The organism is Synoicihabitans lomoniglobus, from assembly GCF_029023725.1.
GTDB lineage: Bacteria > Verrucomicrobiota > Verrucomicrobiia > Opitutales > Opitutaceae > Actomonas > Actomonas lomonigloba.
This window is the reverse complement of the sequence record NZ_CP119075.1, coordinates 3,286,146-3,305,286: the sequence shown is the minus strand read 5'-3', so window position 1 is coordinate 3,305,286 and position 19,141 is coordinate 3,286,146. Positions and strand designations below refer to the sequence as shown.

The following is a 19,141-nucleotide window of genomic DNA, read 5'->3' as shown; positions in this document are numbered from 1 at the left end:
GAGTGGGACGGCGACGGGAGGGCTCCGTATTTGGCCGGTGGTATTTCATGAGTTTGAGAGATCAGGCGATCGTGTCTTCCACCACGATGCCGGTTCTGTCTATTACGACGGTCCGGCGAATAACTTTAGGCGGAAACTTGGCCGGACCATCAAATTACGTATTTTGGAGCGCGGTCGGCCGGCCTCGTGGCCGCTATTCGCGTCCGGGGACGTGTAATGCGATGGTTTCCCAAAGCGACTCGGTCCGCTCCCGCACGATGGTTTCCGCTTTGTCCACTTCGGCCACGCGAGCCAGTCGATTCTCTTCGGTGATCTTGGCGAGGTCATCCAGGTTGTAGAGATAGACGTTCTCGATTTCGGCCGCCTCGGGGGCGATGTCCCGGGGGAGAGCCAGATCGATGAGAAACAGCGGGGCGGCTTGGCGGGCGCGCATGGCCCGTTTGATGACGGCATGGCTGAGAATCGCGCCGGGGGCGGCGGTGGCGCAGGCCACGATGTCGAAATCCGCCAACTGGGCCTCCACTTGATCAAACGGGAGGGCGCTGGCGCCCATGCTCGTGGCGAGAGTCATGGCGCGTTCCATCGTGCGACTGGCGACGGTGAGATGACGGGCGCCGCGATTTTGGAAGGCCCGGGCGGTTTTTTCACCGATCTCTCCCGCGCCGACGAACAATACGCGCGCATCCCCGAGGTCGCCAAAAATGGTTTGGGCCAACTCCACCGAAACATTGGCCGTGCTGATCTGCCCTTCGCTGATGGCGGTGTGCGTGCGCACGTATTTGGCGGCTTGAAACGCTTTTTGGAAAACGCGGTTCAGGACGGGCCCGGTGGTGTGGGCGGTCTGCGCGGCGCGGTAGGCGTCTTTGACTTGCCCGAAGATTTCGTTCTCCCCGAGCATTTGCGAATCAAGCCCCGATGATACCTTGACCAAGTGCCGGATGGCCGCATCGGCCCGGGCGGTGGCGCGCACCCGGTCGAAGTCCGCCCGGGCGATGCCTTGTTGATGGCAAAAGGCGCTCACCAGCGCGTCGATCGTGGTCGCGGACTCGGCCACGCCGTAAATTTCAACCCGGTTGCACGTGTTGAGAATCGCGCACTCGCGCAGCCCTTCCAGTCGGCTGATGGTCTGACGGAAGGTCGGCAGAATGTCTGGTCCGAGCGCGAGTTTTTCGCGCCATTCCAGGGGCGTCGTGTGGTGATTGGCCCCCACGACGAATAGCATCGGTCCCGGCGTGTTCACGGCTGGACAGTGCGGAGGGGGGCCGGAGCCTCCGGGGTGTGGCGACTGGAATTGACGGGAGCGATCGAGATGAGGGCCGCGATGAACAGCACGATGCAGGTCCACGCCAATCGTTTGCCGAACAATTTGTCGGAGCGCCGCAACAGCCATGCGACGAGATAAGCGATCCACACGCCGAGGGTGGTGATGAGCTTGGCGGCGTTGACGGTTTCGGTGTGCGGCAGCCAATACATCGCGCCGACGGCCAGGGAAGCGGCGAGCAGGCTGACGCCGACCGCGAGTAGTCGTCGGCTGATGGTATCGAGTTCGCGAATGGCCGGCAGGAACGCGAAGAACCCGTTGAGGTGTTTGTGCTTCAGACTGTAATGACGCAGGAGATACATGCCCGAAGTGAGGGCGAGCAGGGCGAACACGCCGTAGCTGAACAATGCGATGGCGGCGTGAAACTCGATCCAGGGGTTATCGCCGAAAACGTTGACGCGGCGGGTGGCGTCCCAGGGACCGATGGCAAGAGAGAGGGTGGTCAGCGCGGCCGACATGAGCGCGGTGAAGTATCCCAGCAGACTCAAACGAAAGGTGGCCCCGACGATCAGGTAGAGCGCCGTGGCGGACCACGCGGTGAATTGAAACAACTCGAACGTATTGCCGAGCGGGCAGCCCTTAACCTCCAAACCCCGCAGATACAGCCCGAACGTCTGCAACGTGAAACCGGCGGACACGATCACATACATGAACGCGCGCGAATGCTTGCGCTCTTGGAGGAGCGCAAGGGTGCCGGCCGCGAACCCGATCAGGTAGCAGGCGGCGGCGATCCAAAGCCAGGTGCGGTCGTCAAATTGCATGGTTTGCGGGAAAGAGCCGAAGAGCGAAGTCCGGGGAGCGTAACTTCTAAATCCTAAAATCCGGTTATCTTAACGCCCCGGACCCCATTGACGGAGAAACGCCATGACCTTGGTGGGATCGTGGGCCGGGCCTGCTTCCAGGGCGCCGGTTTCCTGGGTGGTGAGTATTTTCCCATCAGCATCGAGGACCACGAGCACCGGCAATCCGTGTTGCGTGGGATCGTTGTAGCGGGCGACGGTGGCCGCGTTGCGGGCGGGGCCGTTGCGTTTGTTCACATCGACCATGACGACGACGAAGTTCTGATCGAGGGCAGTGGCGACGGTGTCGTCCTTCGTAAAGAGTTGGTGCAACCGGTGACACCACACGCACCAGTTGGCCCCAAAATCGAGCATGACGTGTTTGCCCTCGGCGCGGGCCGTGGTGAGGGCGGCGGCTATGTCGACCTGAGCGTCGGCGGTGGTGTCGTAGATATCCGGCCCCATTTTAGGGTATTCGGCCGCCGTCAGCCCGATGGCTAGCACGGTATTTAGGAGAAGGAGGCGGTGGATCATGAGCCGCCAAGAGACACGAAAAACCGAAAAAAGGAAAACCGAACCGTGGATCGCTGCGGGCAAAGCGTCGCCAGCGGCGGGACAGCGTCGGGGCGAAGCCGGATTCCATGGCATTTTTACATAAGGTAACGAAGAGAACGAAGGCCGTCAGCCTGCTGTTTTTAACCACAGATGGACACAGATAAACACCGATCTTGTAGGACGGACTCTCTTGTTTTCTGGCTTCGTTCTCTTCGTTGCCTTCTGTAAAAAAACTTCATCCGCGTGGCTCGGTTCTCTGTTTGCTTCTAAGAAACCTACGCTTTCGCCACCCAGAAGCGGCATTCATCGGAGAAGTCCTTCACGGCACGGGGTTCCTTGGCGATCTTGCGGCGCATCTCATCCCAATGGTGCGTCCAGCCGGTCGCCTTGAGATCATCCAAAATTTCCTCGCGATCGGGCAGGTGCATGAAGGTGCGGCCCACGTCGTCTTCGAAGTAGCGATCGCCGAACTCGATCAGCATCGGATCCTGTAGGTTGGCGGCCCAGAGTTTGGCCTCGCGCCACCAGCCTTTGCGTTCGTTGGGCGAGTGCTCCCGATCATGGGTGGTGAAGATCAACGGAGCGCCGTCGCGGCAGACCGCCCGGAGCGAACGCAGGGCGGCGCGGCGGTTGCGGCGGCGGGGGATTTGCATGAGCCCGTTGAACATGAAGAGCGCCGCATCGAAGCGGGTATCGCCAATCGCCGGATGTGAGGCGACTTTGCGAGCATCGGCGTGAAAGAGCGTGATGGCCTCGCCGACTTCGCGTTCGATGAAGAGGGATTGGGCCATGGCACAGAGTTCCTCGGCGAAATCGAAGGCATGGATACGCTGGTAGCCGAGCTCCCACAGGCCGAGCGAAACACGGCCGGCGCCGCAGCCCGCTTCGAGGACGCGCGCGGTCTTTCGTTGCGGTAGGTGTTCGGCGAATACGGCCTGCTCGGAATGCCACAGTCCCAGCTTGTGCGCGGCGCGGGTGTAGTGGACGACTGCGCGCAGGTCGTTGAAATCGGCCCGCACATGGCGCGGAGAAATCTTGGCAGGACGAGAAGAAGGCAAAGCGGCGGGATTTTTTACAGGAGGGAACAGAGGTCAACAGAGCCGTCAGCCTGCGATTTTTAACCGAAAAGGACGAAAGCGAGGCATCCTATCCGGCGCTGTTCATTTCGATTTTCCGGTATCCTTGGGCGGAAATGATTGCGGTCGGGGTCTCAGTTTTTCGCGATTTCTTCCTGTGATCCATCATTGGTTGGAGGCTCGTTTCCAGCCGGCGAGGAACATGCCGTTGGCGTTCCATTCGGCGGGTTTCAGGAAGACTTGGGGGCCGCGGTCGAGGAGGGAGAGGGGTTCCAACTCGGGGTGGGCGGTGGTGAAGGCGTCGGCGACGGCGGTGGTTTCGCTGCGGGTGGTGGTGCAGACGGCGTAAATGAGACGGCCACCGGGCTTGAGCGAGTTGGCGACGTTGGTGAGCAGCTGGCGTTGGATGACGGCGAGTTCATGCACGTCGGTGAGCGACGTGGTCCAACGAGCGTGGGGGTTGCGGCGCCAGGTGCCGACCCCGCTGCAGGGGGCGTCGATGAGGATGCCGTCGAACTTGGTCTTGGTGGGCGGATACTCTCCGCCGTTCCAGTTGATCGCGCGGTAGTTGAACACCTCCGCGCGGGCGGTGCGTTGTTTGAGGCGGGCGAGGCGACGGTTGGAGCGGTCGCTGGCCCAGATGAGTCCCTTGCCCTGCATGAGATCGGCGAGGTGCAGCGTCTTGCCGCCTTCGCCGCAGCAGGTGTCCCACCAGGTCTCGCCGGGTTGCGGGGCGCAGGCGTGGCCGATGAGTTGGGAACCGAGGTCCTGGATTTCGAAGTGACCTTTTTTGAAGCCCGGGGTGCGGTAGAGGTCGTCGGTGCCGAGGTAGCGGAAGCCAGTGGTATCGGCCGGCGCGGGGGCGGGTTCGCTGGGTTTGAGCGTCTTGGCGGTGTCGAGCGTGTGGTTGGAGCGGGCGCGGATCCACAGGACGGGTTCGGTTTGCAGCGCGCGAAGTTCGGCCGGAGTGAAGTCGATCTGGTCATGGACCCAGGCGGGCACGGCGTGGGCGGCGAGATCGTCGGTGCGGTAGCTTTCGGGGTCCTGATCGAACTGCCGCTGGTGAGTGAGGGCGGCGGCGATTTGTTTGATCATCGGGTCGTCGGCATCGAGCCACCCCTGCCAGCGGGAGTGGGCGAAGACGGCGCGGGCGACGGCGCGTTTTTCGGCCGGAGTGCCTCGTTTCCACGTCGAGAACATCTCGCGCATGACGGCATCGGCCGGAAGGTCGGGGCCGGTGCGTTCAAGGATCTGGGCGGCGCGTTGGTGGGTCTTGTCGGCGGGCATGGTCGGATCGACTGAGCAGTGACCCTCCGAGGAACACAATGCAATCCATGCGGCTACGGCTGGCTGCGGGCCGGAGTCGACCCTGTTTCAAGGATGCCCGAGAAACGTATCCTGCGGGCAAATTCCGGCGGATTTTTCTGGCTGCACGCCCCGTTACGCGTTGGCGGCGACGGCGCTTTCGATGGCGACCAACAAGCTGGCGGAATTGTAGGGCTTGGCGATGAAGATGGGGTCCGGACCCACGGGTAAAGCGAGTGAGGGCACGGTGTTGTCGTCGTAGCCGCTCGCAATCACCACCGCGATGTTCGGATCATCTTTTCGCAGGGTTTCCGCGAGATCCCGACCGTTCATGCCGCCGGGGAGCACGAGGTCGGTGAGGAGCACGTCGAACCGGCCTTGTTGTTCCTGCCATTGCCGAAGCGCAGAGGGGCTGTCGGTGGCCAGACAGAGTTCGAAGCGGTGATGCCCGAGCATGAATTTGAGAAGGTCGAGCACGACGGGATCGTCCTCGACCACGAGAAAACGTAGATTGCGGTCATGGACTTCGGTCAATGGGACCAAGGGGGCGGAGGAGTCGACCACGTTGGTGCCAGCCATGGGGAAGTAGACTTCGAAGGTCGCGCCCTGGTCGGGTTCGCTGGTGACGTTGACCCAGCCGTGGCTGCGTTTGACGATGCCGTAGACCGTGGCCAGACCGAGTCCCGTGCCTTGGTCGGGAGCTTTGTTGGTGTAAAAGGGTTCGAATATCCGACTGATGACTTCGGGCGACATGCCGCAACCGGTGTCGGCTACTTTCAAGCGCACGTAGGTTCCGGATTGATGGGGCTCGGCCATTTTGTTCCGCGGTGCGGATTGCACCTCGACGGGTTCGATTTCGATTTTAATCGAGCCGTTTTCGATCACGGCGTCGCGGGCGTTTACGATGAGGTTCATCACGACCTGTTCGAACCCGGATTCGTCGGCGATGATCGTGCAGGTGCCGACCGGGCAGTGCCAATTGAGCTGGATGGACTCGTTGATGAGTCGGTTGAGCATGGACTTCATGCCGAGGGCGGTGGCGGCGGGGTCGAACTCCGTCACATCGCCGGTCTTGCGGCGGCTGAAGACCAAGAGTTGACGGGTGAGATTGGCGGCGCGTTCGGCGGCGTTGACCACATGGTCCAGCTGACCGCGAATGGTCGGGCTGAGCTGCTCGTCGAGTTGCACGACGGAGGTGAAGCCGGAAATCACGGTGAGCACGTTGTTGAAGTCGTGGGCGATACCGGCGGCCAAAGAGCCCATGGCCTCCATTTTCTGGGAGCGATGGAGTTGTTGTTCGAGCTTACGCGACTCGCTGATATCGGCGATGCTGAACAGGCAGCGGGCGAGGCCGGCTTCGATGAAAGGCGACCCGGAAAGTCGGAGATAGCGTCTTTCCCCGGCTCCGGAGGGCAGGGCGATGTCAAAGTCGTCGGGCGTGTGTCCGGCACTGAGTTGAGTCAAGGCGGCCTGGATCTTGTCACCGCTGTGCCAACCGAGGACTTCCTCGATCTTCTGATCGGCGGGAGGCGAGGTGAGCCCCATCAAACGGTTGAACGCCGGATTGGTCTGGATGACTTTTCCGTCAGGCAGGCTGACGATGACGTAGGCCCGGGCACCGCCGAAAAATGCGGCCGAGAAGCGTTGTTCCGCGGCGGCGAGGGCATCACCCCGGGAGCGGGCCAGCGTATTCAGGTTGTCGAGACGAGTTTCGACCTGGCGTTGAAGCGACCACTTGGTCGACAAAGTGTGGGCAAGCTGCAGGGCCTCGATATTGTCGAACGGCTTTTTGAGAATCAGCACGTTGTCCGCCGGCCGCAGCACCTCTGTGATGCGGGTCCAGGTGTGATCCGAGTAGGCGGTGCAAATTATGATCTGAATACGGGGATCACATTCCCGCAGCCGTTTCGACGTTTCGAGGCCATCCCATCCCGGCGGCATGCGCATGTCGACGAACGCCACCGCAAACGGATGGTCGGTGTCCAAGCTGTTTTGAACCATCTGCAGGGCCTCTTCGCCCTGGTAAGCGTGCGCCAGTTCGAACGTATCCGGCGGCGGGGCGGCGGGCTCGTCGGCGGCCCCGAGCACGGCATTCTCCAGGTCGGAGAAATCAGTCGACTCGGTGGCGGTCATCAGAATCTTGCGAAAATCCTCATGAATGCTGGGGGTATCGTCGACCAATAGGACCCGGTGGTTTTGTTGAGCCCAGGGGGATGCGGTGGAGGAGGACGGTATCATGGCCGGGCGGAGAAAGGGGAATTGGTCAGACGAACGGGAGTCGGGGGAGGGGTGACCAGCGGGATGGTCAGGGTAAAGCTGGCGCCTTGGCCCAGACCGTCGCTGGCCACGTCAAGGGAACCTCCGAGTTCGCGGGCGGCGATCGCGCCGCTGTGCAGTCCGAAGCCGTGGCCATCGGGGCGGGTGGTGAACCCGTGGCGGAATATGCGGGTGAGGTCCTCGGGTTTGATGCCGACGCCGTGATCCCGGACGACGATCGAGAGCGTGTCATCCTCGACGGTCATGCGGATTTCAAAGCGGCGGAATTCAAGTTCGCCCTGTTTGACCGCGTGCACCGCGTTGCTCACGAGATTGACGAGGATTTGCAGGACTTTGTGGCGATCAGCCAGCAGGGTAACGTCCGAGACTTCTTCCCGCGAGACGGTGACGGAGTGCCGATCCATCGAAGGTTGATTGATGCGTATCGCGTCCTCGATCAGCTCCTGGGGATTGATTTTCTCACTCACGCCGGCCGTGCGGGAGTAGCTTTGCTGGGTCGTGACGATTTCCTTGATGTGCTCGACGTTGCCCACGAGCGACTGGATTTCGGTCAAAAGGTCGGAGCGTTCCTTGGCGAGTTCCCGGGTGATTTCGGTGATGAACTTGGGGACCAGCCGCCCCCGGGGATCGGAACTGAAGAACGGTCCCGGCTCATCGAGGTGGGGGGCCATCAATTCCGTGGTGCGTTGCAGGCTCTTGAGTTTGGAGGATTCCAATCGATCGCGCAGCAGCAGGGTCGAAACGTTCACGCTGTTGAGCACATTTCCGACATTGTGCAGAACGCTGGTGGCGACTTCGGCCATGCCGGCGAGGCGGGAGGACTCAACCAAGGCGCGTTCGAGACGTTTGCGTTCGGTGATCTCGGTGGCGAGCGAGTGATTGGACGCACGGATCTCCTGGTCGCTGGTCTGCAGCTTGTCCAACATCCCGTTGAAGGTGGTGGTGAGCTGGCCCACCTCGTCCTCGCTGAAGACGGCGGCGCGGACGTTGTAGTCTGATGTCGATGCGATCCGACTGACACTCGCGGAAAGTTGGTCGAGACCGCCCAATACGATGCGCACGGAAACCCGGGTCAATACCACCATGCCGATCGCGCACAGGCCGGCGAGGACCAGCAAGGCGGGAATGAATTTGAGCAGCGCGTCGAAAAACAGGGGTTGGAAACTGGCGCCAATGACGAGTTCGCCAATGGGTTCGGTTTCGTCGTGGGGCACGAGCGGTTCCCGGCAGATCACCCACCACCCGTCAAAAATTGCGCCGGAGGTGGCGGACGAATCGGCGAGGTCAAGGGTGGTTTCCCCGATCTGCGCCAGCACTTTGCCCGAGGTATCGCGCAACGCGGCAAAGCGCACATCCTCCCTCGAAGCCAAGCCGGACAAAACGTCGGTCATACCGCGGGTATCCTCGAACGACACCGGGGCCACGGAGTAGTTGGCCAGCATCCGGGTGAGCGTGCTGAGTTCGAATGAGAACTGTTCGCGCAGTTGATAAGCCTGATACGCGAACAACGAGATGCCCGCGAAGAGGATCGTGCCGATGCCGGTGAGCTGCACCGTGAAGGTGAGCTTGCTGCGTAGCGGGGCGTTGCGCAGGCGGGACTTCAGTCGGTTGTAGATAAAGCCGGACATCAGCGCGAACGAACAATCTCCGCGTAGTTGGCCAACTGACTGCTGAGTTGCAAACTGGCTTGAGAAGCGGCGGCGATATTAACCTGGAAACGCAAACGGTCGCCGCGAAAGACAAACCCGATGGTGCCGCCGGAAGCGGCAAACCCGGGCGTCTCCCCGATGATCAAGACCGGTGACTGCGACAGCTCGGATCCAAAATCAAATACCTCGCCGCGTTGCACGAACAGCATGTGAGGGGGTGATTTTTTCGCCTCTTCCATGGTCATGAGCTCGACTTGAATGGCGTGCCCTCCGACCAGTTTGCCGTGGAATGCCTCGGTGATGCCCTCCACGATTTCCGCGGATGCGATTACACCCAGCCGCAAGGGCGTGTCCTCGGGCAAAGTCCCCGCGGGCCACTCGACGAAGCGGGCGAAGTTGAATAGAAAACCGGCCTTGAGTTGATACTCAAACGGCAGCTCGGCGGCGGACAAGGGGCTGGCCAAGCCCAGCGAAAGCACCAACAGCGCCCGGTGCGCCAGTCGTCGCAGGCGGGACGGATACGTGGTGAGGAAGGGGACTGCGGATTCGTCGGTCATGTCGTGGTGATTCCCGGGAGTTAGCGACGAAAAGTGACCCGCAAAAATGCGCTGCGAGAGATCTGCTGCGCAGCGGTTTGGATGAAAAAGCCCCCCGACTCGGCGTGTTGATCATCGTTGATATCCCGACCCACGAGTTCGAATTCCCAATCGGGATGCGGATGCCAGGCTATCCGCACATCCACCGTGCCATAGGCCGGGGTGGAGTGCTCCTCGAGGCCGTCGACATAACGAGCCATGAGATCAAACGACCATTGGTCATGGGGCATCCAGCCGATGCGAAGTTTGGTCTCATGACGGGGGCTCGAACCCTCCAGGCCTGAAATGGTCGGATCGATGTAGCCCGGCACCGGGGACAGCGATACGAGATCGTAGTCGAGCAGCGCGACGGAGCCATCCAGGATCCATTGGGAGTTGGGTTCCCAGCGGACGGAAAGCTCCCCGCCCTTGGTGGCACCCTCGATGAGGTTGTTGGCGGCGAATTCGTAGCCGAGGTGGGGCGCGGGCGTCGGCAGGAATTGAACCGGCCGCTCCTCCAACCCCCGAAGTTTTTGATATTCGTTGTGAAACAGGGAGACCTCGAAGGCGAGTCTCACGCTGGGTTGAAACCGGTAGCCGAGTTCGAATGCATCCACGTGTTCGGAGTCGAAGGTGCGCCCGCCGGCTGCGTATAGAGCAACCGGATACGGGACGATAGCCGATGGCGGCACCACCGCGGCGAGCCAGTCCACGCCGCGTTCGGTGCGGGTGGGGGTGCGGGCCGCGTGGGAAATGCCCGCCCAGAACCGATGGATTTCCGACGGCGTCCAGATGGCGCGCAGCGAGGGTTGAAACTCCCATCCGGAAAAGGAATTGCGTTCCATTTTTGCGCCCGCCGTGAGTCGCAGCCGGTGTGGCACCAACTCGATTTCGTCCTGCAGGAACACCCCGGTGAAACGGGTGGTGGCTGACTCGGGCGAGAAGGTGATCCATTCGCTGCCCATAAGGTCGTCGCGGTCCTCACGATAGGTCGCGCCGGCGATGATCTCGTGTTTTTCGCCGAGTGGCAGGGTAAGTTGCAGGTCGAAGCTGAAGGTGTCGCGGCGCTCCTCGGAGGTCACCTCGGACGATCGATAGCTTTCGTAGGTTCCGAGCAGCGAAAGCACGCCTTCGTCCCAGACGGGCTGTTCGTAATGAGCGGAAAAATTGCCGCCGGTGACCCGTTTCTCGTCGGGCACGAGGGTGGCGTAGGGGGGCACGAAAGCAGGCAGGAGGGTGCGGTTGGACAATTCCGTTTGGCGCCACTCGCCGATGACGGTGAGCTCGCCGGCGCCGGCTTTGTTCCAGTCAACCCGGGTGCCGACCAGCTGGTTGTTCCAACCGTCGGCGGCCGGACCGGTGTTCACGCCATAGGAGTCATGCTGCTGATACTTGGCGTAGAGCCGTGCCGTCACGTCCTCGGCGGCTTGCCAGCCATGGCGGACCGCCACTGAAGTGTCCAGTTCATCCCCCATCGCCACGGCGACCATGGAGCCGAGGGTGTGTTGGGAGTCCTTGGACACGATGTTGATCACGCCGTTCATGGCGTTGGCGCCCCACAGTGAGGCTCCGGGTCCCCGCAGGACCTCGATGCGTTCGATATCCTCCATGATGAGTTCATGGTAGTTCCAATAGGTGCCGCTGGCCGTTGTGCTGTAGAGCGAACGGCCATCCATCTGCACGAGGAGTTTGTTCGACGTGGAGTCGTTGAACCCCCGCATCGTGATGGCGTAGTCGAACGAATTGATCCGGGCAACCTGCAGCCCGGGAACCATGCGGAGGGCATCGGCGAAATCGAGCGCGGCGGTGCGGTGAATATCGTCGCCGGTCACGATGTAGACAGCGGCGGGGGTATCGTGCAGGGCAGTCTGTTTACGACCGAGGGTGGAAATGCGCACCAGGGACAACTCCTCCAAGCTGAACGCAGTGAAATCGGTGAGTTGGGCGAGCGCCACCAACGGGGCCAGCACGAAGCAAACCGCCAGACGGGACAGGCGGTGCCGAATGCGGTGGGGCCGATTGGCGGGAGAAACGTTCATGGATTGATCTTCAGAGAACACGATGCGTTGGCGAATACACCGAGATTTGATTTCTGCAGGGGAGGGAGGAAAGCATAGGGCCGCTGAGCGGATGACGTGGGCGGCAGAGCATTACATCCAAGTGCAGCGAAATTGCACCTGGGGATCATGTCAATTGCAGGGGGTTCTCCCCATGCATGTAATACTGCGGCATTCGTGTCCGTAGTAACGCGTAAGAAAGACGAATCGGCCGATCTCGCCAGTCACGTCAATGCTCTCCTTTTATCCGCTTAAGATTTCTCGCTAAAGGGGAATGGGTGCGCGGTGGAAGAGGTTTTGCGAACCACCCAGGGGATGCCCGATTTTTTGGCGTCAAACACCTGTCGGACGATGCGCAGGAGTTTGCCCATGTCGTAGGGTTTGAGCAGTAAAACACAGTGCTCCAGCAACTCGGGAGAAGCGACCTCCTGCAACAGCGCTTCACTGTATCCGGTGGCCAGCACGATGGGGACATCGGGGGCGGTTTTCAGGATCTCGGTCGCGAGCTCGGCGCCGTTCATGCCCTTGGGCATGACCATGTCGGAGAAGACCATGTCAAACCCACCCATCTCATCCCAGGCGCGCAGTGCCGCGGGGCCGTTGTCGACGCAGGTGGTGGCGTAACCGTGCCGTCGCAGGACACTGCCGATGAGTTCGGTCACCACGGCGTCGTCCTCCGCAATGAGAATGCGTTCCGTGCCCCGCAGGTGCGTGGTGTTGGTCAGGCCGTTTTGCTCTTCGAGTGTCGCGCTTACCTTGGAACCGCCGGTTTGCTCGACCGGGAGAAACACCTGGAAGATGGTGCCGCGTCCGGGAGTCGTTTTGACTTCAATCCAGCCACCGTGTTGGCGGGCGATGCCGTAGCATGTGGCGAGCCCCAACCCGGTGCCCTCGCCGACGGGTTTGGTGGTGAAAAACGGATCAAAGATGCGGGGCAGAACATTGGGGGGGATGCCCGGTCCGTCATCGCTCACATCGATGCGCACAAACTGGCCCTCGCTGGCGTCGGTCACCCGGGCGGTGTCATCGGCCGAAACGGAAACGGTGCAGACTTTAACCTCGATGTGGCCGTGCTGCCCGAGAGCGTCGCGGGCGTTGCCCACCAGGTTCATGAGGATTTGTTCGAGATTGGCGCGGTCGGCCCGCACCTGGGCATCAACGTTTTCGAGTTGAAGTTGAAGTTCGAAACCGCTGCCCAGCAGCCGACGCAGCAGGGGCTCGAGGTCGCGCACCACATCGGCGGGAGCGAGCAGACGTTCTTGGGTGACCTGCTTGCGGCTGAAGAGGAGCAGCTGCCGGGTGAGGGCGGCGGCCTGGGTGCCGGCGTCGTTGACGTGTTCGAGGTTTTGACGGAGGTCGGGCGGCAGATCGGGATGGGCGAGGTTCACCTGCGTGAAGCCCTGCATCACCGTCATGATGTTGTTGAAATCATGGGCGACGCCGGCGGCCAGCTGACCAATGGCCTCCATTTTCTGGGCCTGCTGAAGCTGGCGTTCCAGCATGGTGCGGTCGGTCGTGTCCTGCATGACCCAGAGGCAGTGCGGCTCTTTTTGAATGACAATGCGACGGGCGAAGATGCGAAACTCCCGGTGCTCTCCGTCCGGCCGGGTGAACCGGCCCAACTGGTCGGCGATGGTTTCTCCCCGCGCCAGTTTTCGCATCAATCGTCGCCAGGCGCGCGGGCTGACGTGTTCGCTGAATGACTCGGGCGTCCGTCCGACGACTTCCTCCCCGTGCAGCCCGAGGCAGCTGACGTAGGCGGCGTTGACTTCGAGCACCTCGCCAGTAGTTAAAGATTGGATACACTGGGCCAGGGGGCTGGCGTTGAATGCTTCGGCAAACCGGTCCCGGGCGGCCTGCAGTTGGCCGGTGCGGAACTTCACCGTCTTGCCCAGCACCTCGACTTTGTTCCGATGCTCCCGATCGAGCTCCCACTTGCGGGTGAGGGCGTGGGCGAGTTGGACGACCTCGATGTTGTCGAACGGCTTCTTGAGAATGATCAAGCTGTCGGACGGCCCCAGCTCATCGTGCAGGTTCTTCCACGTGTAGTCGGAATAGGCGGTGCAGATCACCACCTGGATGTTGGGGTCGACCGCCCAGATATGCCGAATGGTTTCGAGACCGTCCCAACCGGGAGGCATGCGCATGTCGACGAACGCGACTTGAAACGGGTCGGATGCCTCGATGCTCTCCTTGACGGCCAACAAAGCCTCCTGCCCCTGATACGCACTGGTGATGGCAAACTGGCGATGCGAAGGCAGTTCATCCGCTACTTCGTCGAAAAACTCGGCTTCGAGGTCGGTTTCGTCCGCGGGGGACGGGCGCTTGGGAGTCAGGATCTTGCGAAAATCACCATGAATATTCGGAGTGTCGTCGACGACGAGAATTCGAGAGGGTTGACTGGTCATGGTGACGGGGAGGTCATGCGAGACGCGGGGCGGGGCTCACGGTCTGTGTTTTGGTGGTAATCCGGGACGGTAGCAAGGGCGCCGCACCGGAAATGGGCAGAAGCAGGGTGAAGGTCGCCCCGCGGCCGGGACCGTCGCTTTCCGCGAGCAGTTGGCCGCCCATTTGGCGGGCGGAATTTGCCCCGCTGTGCAGCCCGAAGCCATGGCCGTCCTTGCGGGTGGTGAAACCATGTTGAAAGACGCGGGTAAGATTGGCGGGCTCGATGCCTTTGCCGAAGTCGCGCACGTAGAAGTGCAGCGCTTGTGCCGTGGTCTCGATTCCGACAATCATGCGGCGATCGGCGGGAGGCATGGATTTCAAGGCATGCACGGCGTTGCTGACCAGGTTGACCAAAATCTGCAAAACGGCGTGCCGGTCGGAGATGAATGTGACCTCGGTGGTCAGTTTTCGCTCCACCACGATGTGATGGCGGGCGAGGGAAGAGAACTGGATTTGCAGGGCCTCCTCGACGAGTTCGGCGGCGACGAGTTTTTCGGAAAACCCGGCGTTGGACGCGAAGTTCTGCTGGGAAGTCACGATCTCCTTCACGTGCTCGATGTTTTGGTTGAGCGTGGTGATCTCGCGTCGCACCTCGTGTCGTTCGGTTTCGAGTTGACCGTGGAGTTGACGCAGCAGCCTCGGCAGGAGATTGGCCTTGGGGTGTTCGCGGTAAAACCGTTGCGGATCGTTTTCGTAGGGTTCGAGCAGGTGCGCCACCCGGCCCAGGGCAGATAGCCGGGATTGATCGAGGTGTTCCCGGGCCAACTGGGCGGCGACGTTGATACTGGTCAGCACGTTGCCCACATTGTGCAGCACGCCGGTGGCGACCTCGGCCATGCCGGCGAGACGCGAGGATTCCAGCAGGGCTTTCTCCAGGCGACTGCGTTCCTTGATCTCGTGGCTGAGGGCTTGGTTGGACGTGCGCAGGGATTGGTCCGACTCTTGGAGGCGGTTGAGCATGGCGTTGAAGGTGGCGGTAAGGTGGCCGACCTCATCCTTGCCCCCCACCTCCGCGCGCACCGAATAGTCGGCGGTCGAGGCGATGCGGTCCGCGCTGGCGGCGAGGCGTTTGAGGCCCGAAATCAACCAGCCCGCCAACATCCACACGAATGGACCGACGAGACTGAGCACGCCGAGGATGGTGAGCACCAGCGCCGGGGCAAAATTTTGCACCGCCTCCCAAAACGTGGGTCGAAACGTGGCGACCATGACCAGGTGGCCGACTTGGTCGGTTTGGGCGAGGAGAGGTTCGTTCACGCGGAGGTTCCAGCCGACGAAGGCGGAATTCTCCAGGGGGGCGGCGGGGAAGGCCGCGATGATGTTCGGGTCACCGAATTCCATCAACAGGGCGTTGTCGACCGACCGTAGTTGGGCAGCCAATACGTCAGGACGGCTTTCCAGCACCGTCATGGCTTCCCGGATGCCGCGCTCGTCGCCGAACGTGGTGGGGGCGACGGCGAAATCCGCCACCACCCGGGTGAGGGCGGTCATCTGGCTGCGGAACTGGGTGCGCAGGGTGAGGGCTTGGTGGGCGAACAGCGCCAGGCCCGCGAGGATGATGCCCGCGCTGCAGGTCGCGACGACAACCCACAGTATCTTCGAGCGCATCGACACGGCGCGCATGCGGTTTTCCAGGGTGGCGGGCGAGGAGGTCATGGTTGGTCCTTCACGATTTCCGCCAGCCGGGCGAGTTGCCCGCTGAGACGCAGACCGGAGCGTTCGGCCGCATGGAGATTGATTTGAAAGCGAAGCGAATCACCCCGGGGAACGAGACCGATGATCCCGTATTTCGCGGCGAAATCCGTCGATTGACCGACCACCAGCACATGGGCGGCGACCAATCGCCGTTGCAAACCTTGCGGGATGGGCTCCTGGGCGTCGTGGACGAACAGGATGTGGGGCATCGGGCCGTCCGGATTGAAACGCCCGACCCGCACTTTTCGTTTTCCCACCACCTTGTCGGCGAGGGCGGCGGCGATCACCTCGTAGGGTTCGTCGGGGGCCCAGATGGCGAGGTCAATGGGGGTGTGCTGATTCGAGGCCGAAGGCGGCCATTCGACAAAGCGGGCGAAATTGAAGATAAACGCGGCTTTGACGCGGTATTCCACCGACTGCGCGAAACCGGGGTTGCTCGATGAGATGCCCGCGCTCAGGAGGGTGAAGATCGCCAGCGCCCGGCCGTAACGTCGAAACGGATACGCGAGTCGGGGCCGGAATCTCGGAAAATTCGGCATGGGCTTTCTCACGCCGGGCCTGACCGGTTCACGCGGGAATACGTCGCGGGGGTTGCCGCGCATGTCGCTGCCGCCAAACCGTCCCGGACCGATTTCAACCGGTGGCGGCGGCTACTTGCGACCACGTGTCCGGATCTGATCGCGTTCGTGTTGGGAACCCCGTGTGGCATCCGTATTATCCGTCAGAACCGACTGGTGAATTTCAGGAAAACGGCACGATCAATTTCCCGAACCTCGCCGCCGAAGGTGCTGCTGAAGGGGAACTCCGCGTGGTGCGGATCGAGGAGGTTTTGCCCCACGATTTCCCAACGCTGTCCGATGCGCGGAGACCAGGCCAACCTCAGTTCGAGGTTGGTATAGGCGGGAATCGAAGCGATGGGCATGCCTCCGCGATTGCTCAGGAACGCGTCGAAGGTGAGGGACGGTGTCACCCGCCACGCCCCCCGCAGCTTCGTTTCGTAGGACGGTGTATAGTCCTGATGAATCGCGATCGAAGCGGTGTGCACTCCGGGCGCCATGGCGTCCTCGAGATCAAATTCGATGGCGGAATAGGAAGCGTCGAAGGTGAGCTGGTCGGAGGGAGTCCAGCGGATGTTGATTTCGCCGCCGTGGGTCGTGCCGCTCACGCCGTTGGCGACCTGCGCGTCGGCGACAATGTGCGGGATCGGGGTGAAAACCGGATAAACGATCGGAGCCTTGGTGTTACGCAGTCCGGTGTAGTCGTTTACGAAGAGGGCCAGATCCACCGAAAATTCCGGCGTGACCTGCATCCGGTAACCCAGCTCGTAGGCGGTGAGGTATTCGGATTCAAAGTCTGCGTTTCCGCTGAGCAACGCCTTGGTGGGCAGGGGGGACCGAGGGTTCGGCGGGATGATGGCCGCCGAGAGACTGCTGCCGCGCTCGGCCCGGGAGGGCGTGCGGGCGGCGCGGGCGACCGATCCCCAGATGGTTTGCTCGGTGGTGGGGGTCCAGGCCCAGCGCACTCCCGGCTGAATCTCCCAGTCGGTGTAGCTGTGGTGCTCGAACTTGGACCCGAGGGTGAGTTTGAATTCGTCGCCGAAATGATGGGAAAATTGGGCAAATGCGCTGACCAAATCCGTGGATTCGATGGCGGGTGAAAAGACATACTCGTTCGTCGATTTCACGTTGTCGGATTCGCGATGGGCGTTGAATCCGAATACCCACTCATCGTCGGAGTTGGTCTCGAATTGGTATTGCGAGTCGATGTCCATGACGGTGAACGCGGTGGCAACCAGTCCCTGCTCGTGTATGACGCGCTCGATGTAGGCTTGGGTGCTCCATTCCCCGGTGGAGCCCAGCGACTGGGTCCAGCGACCGAGGAGCAGGGCGGCTTCGGTTGAAACATCATTGCGAATCGGAACCTCGTAGGGAGGCAGCACGGAAAGGCGGGAGATGATATTGGAAGAGTTGAGTTCGCGAGCCTCGGCCGTGATCATGAGCGACCGGCCGTTTTCACCGTGCCAGTCGTGGCGCGCCCCCACGAACTTACGGTCCCATCCCCCGATGTCGTCGTCGTCCACGGCGCCGAGATTTCCCGCCTCAAGGTAGCTGGCGTAGACGCGAGTCGCACTGTGTTCGGACGTGATCCAACCGTAGCGGACGTTGGCCGCCGCCTTCAGGTTGTCGCCGATGGCGACGGAGAAGAGTCCGCCCAACGTGTCGTGGGCGTCTTTCGTTACCGCGTTGATCACGCCGTTGACGGCGTTTGCGCCCCACAGGGTCGCGCCCGGGCCCCGGACCACCTCAATGCGGTCGATGTCGGGCATGAAAACGGGAGCATGATTCCAGAGCGTGCCGGAAAACAGTTTGGTATACAGGGTGCGGCCGTCCGTCATCATCAGCAGCTTGTTGGCATAGACGTCATTGAAACCGCGGGCGGTCACCGCGTAATTGCTCGCATCGATTTGGGCGACTTGAATACCGGGGGCCAGGCGGAGGGCTTCGGGCAGGTCGAACGCGACAATGCGTTCGATGTCTTCGGACGTCACCACGTGGACGGCGGCGGCGGCATCAAATACTCTTTCGGGGCGACGCGAGACGCTGTTGATGTGCAACCCCAGCAGCTCTTCCAAGCTGAGCTTGGCGAAATCGAATGCATCCGCCGCGGGATCCTGCGCCGTCAATTGCGCGGTGCCGATGGCCGTCGCCAGTGCCAATGAACAACGAGCCCAAAGCCGTCCGAAACGGAATCGATGGCAGCGAGCCGTGCTATCGCAGAGGTTGGAGGTTGGTGGCTTTACTCGAGCTGAACGCCGCGCGTTGCGCGAAGGCTGCAGAGACCGGACCGAAGAATTCAATTCGACGGATGTCATCCGACGATCGGGGTTGATGAGGCGAAGTCGGTCATGGGAGGGAGCTGGTTTGGCGGGTCGGCGAGGGAAGAAAAGTGGTGCGGTCGTGTCGGCGGTCGGATGCGGACGGCTTTGGTGCCGGGTGGACCATGAGTGGTGAGGATGGCCGTGCATTCACCCTACTTGTCGGCACTTCTTCATCGTGCTTTAGGGAACCTTTGCGGGGGGGGGAGACGAAGGCACCTATTGGAGCTGTCGTCGGGACGAGTTGCCCATGGTCGGAGACGCGGACGCCCGGTGGGAGTCCCGCGCGGCATTCCCATATCAGCTGCCCGAGGCCGGCGAGTGATTAACTCGCTCGGGTGACGTAAAATGCGGCGATCTTACGGAGACGGTTTTTGAAGCGTTTTTTCAGGTCCGGCTTGGCTTGGCGTGACTTTGCCAAGGCTCGATTCTGCGACTCTTCGTGGCGAACTTGGGCGATGAAGTTGCGCAGGGCCGCACGGGGGTGGGCTCCAGATGAGCGTGAGCCAGCGTCGCGGCCATCATAGTG

Annotated in this window: 13 protein-coding genes; all 13 read right to left on the bottom strand. The window is 61.7% G+C overall.

What is annotated here, in order from left to right; genetic code table 11:
• Positions 1–193: 193 nt before the first annotated feature.
• Positions 194–1,240 carry a glutamyl-tRNA reductase gene (gene hemA, locus PXH66_RS12840; protein WP_330928569.1) on the bottom strand — a complete coding sequence of 349 codons (1,047 nt, stop codon included), beginning with the start codon at positions 1,238–1,240 and terminating at the stop codon, positions 194–196.
• A complete protein-coding gene (locus PXH66_RS12835; RefSeq protein WP_330928568.1) occupies positions 1,237–2,082 on the bottom strand; it encodes a cytochrome C assembly family protein in 846 nt (281 codons plus the stop codon). Before PXH66_RS12835 ends, hemA begins: the two co-directional genes overlap by 4 nt.
• Positions 2,083–2,151: 69 nt before the next feature.
• A complete protein-coding gene (locus PXH66_RS12830; RefSeq protein WP_330928567.1) occupies positions 2,152–2,634 on the bottom strand; it encodes a thioredoxin family protein in 483 nt (160 codons plus the stop codon).
• Between the two features lie 296 nt (positions 2,635–2,930).
• The gene (locus tag PXH66_RS12825; protein ID WP_330928566.1) at positions 2,931–3,713 is read right to left on the bottom strand and encodes a class I SAM-dependent methyltransferase; all 783 of its coding nucleotides are present in this window, start codon (positions 3,711–3,713) and stop codon (positions 2,931–2,933) included.
• A 183-nt stretch (positions 3,714–3,896) separates the two neighbouring features.
• A complete protein-coding gene (locus PXH66_RS12820) occupies positions 3,897–5,018 on the bottom strand; it encodes an RsmB/NOP family class I SAM-dependent RNA methyltransferase (RefSeq protein WP_330928565.1) in 1,122 nt (373 codons plus the stop codon).
• Between the two features lie 153 nt (positions 5,019–5,171).
• The gene (locus PXH66_RS12815) at positions 5,172–7,274 is read right to left on the bottom strand and encodes a response regulator (protein WP_330928564.1); all 2,103 of its coding nucleotides are present in this window, start codon (positions 7,272–7,274) and stop codon (positions 5,172–5,174) included.
• On the bottom strand, positions 7,271–8,941 hold the full coding sequence (locus PXH66_RS12810) for an ATP-binding protein (protein WP_330928563.1): 1,671 nt from the start codon (positions 8,939–8,941) through the stop codon (positions 7,271–7,273). Before PXH66_RS12810 ends, PXH66_RS12815 begins: the two co-directional genes overlap by 4 nt.
• On the bottom strand, positions 8,941–9,519 hold the full coding sequence (locus PXH66_RS12805; RefSeq protein ID WP_330928562.1) for a YfiR family protein: 579 nt from the start codon (positions 9,517–9,519) through the stop codon (positions 8,941–8,943). The genes PXH66_RS12810 and PXH66_RS12805 overlap by 1 nt, the downstream gene beginning before the upstream one ends.
• 20 nt (positions 9,520–9,539) lie before the next feature.
• Positions 9,540–11,576: a TonB-dependent receptor plug domain-containing protein gene (locus tag PXH66_RS12800; protein WP_330928561.1), complete on the bottom strand. Its 2,037-nt coding sequence runs from the start codon at positions 11,574–11,576 to the stop codon at positions 9,540–9,542.
• 269 nt (positions 11,577–11,845) lie between these two features.
• Positions 11,846–14,002: an ATP-binding protein gene (locus tag PXH66_RS12795; protein WP_330928560.1), complete on the bottom strand. Its 2,157-nt coding sequence runs from the start codon at positions 14,000–14,002 to the stop codon at positions 11,846–11,848.
• Between the two features lie 13 nt (positions 14,003–14,015).
• On the bottom strand, positions 14,016–15,698 hold the full coding sequence (locus tag PXH66_RS12790) for an ATP-binding protein (protein ID WP_330928559.1): 1,683 nt from the start codon (positions 15,696–15,698) through the stop codon (positions 14,016–14,018).
• Positions 15,695–16,276, bottom strand: coding sequence for a YfiR family protein (locus PXH66_RS12785; protein ID WP_330928558.1), 582 nt, complete (start codon positions 16,274–16,276; stop codon positions 15,695–15,697). The genes PXH66_RS12790 and PXH66_RS12785 overlap by 4 nt, the downstream gene beginning before the upstream one ends.
• A 182-nt stretch (positions 16,277–16,458) precedes the next feature.
• Positions 16,459–18,453 (bottom strand): TonB-dependent receptor plug domain-containing protein, encoded by a 1,995-nt coding sequence (locus tag PXH66_RS12780; RefSeq protein ID WP_330928557.1) that lies wholly within the window; start codon positions 18,451–18,453, stop codon positions 16,459–16,461.
• Between the last annotated feature and the right edge of the window lie 688 nt (positions 18,454–19,141).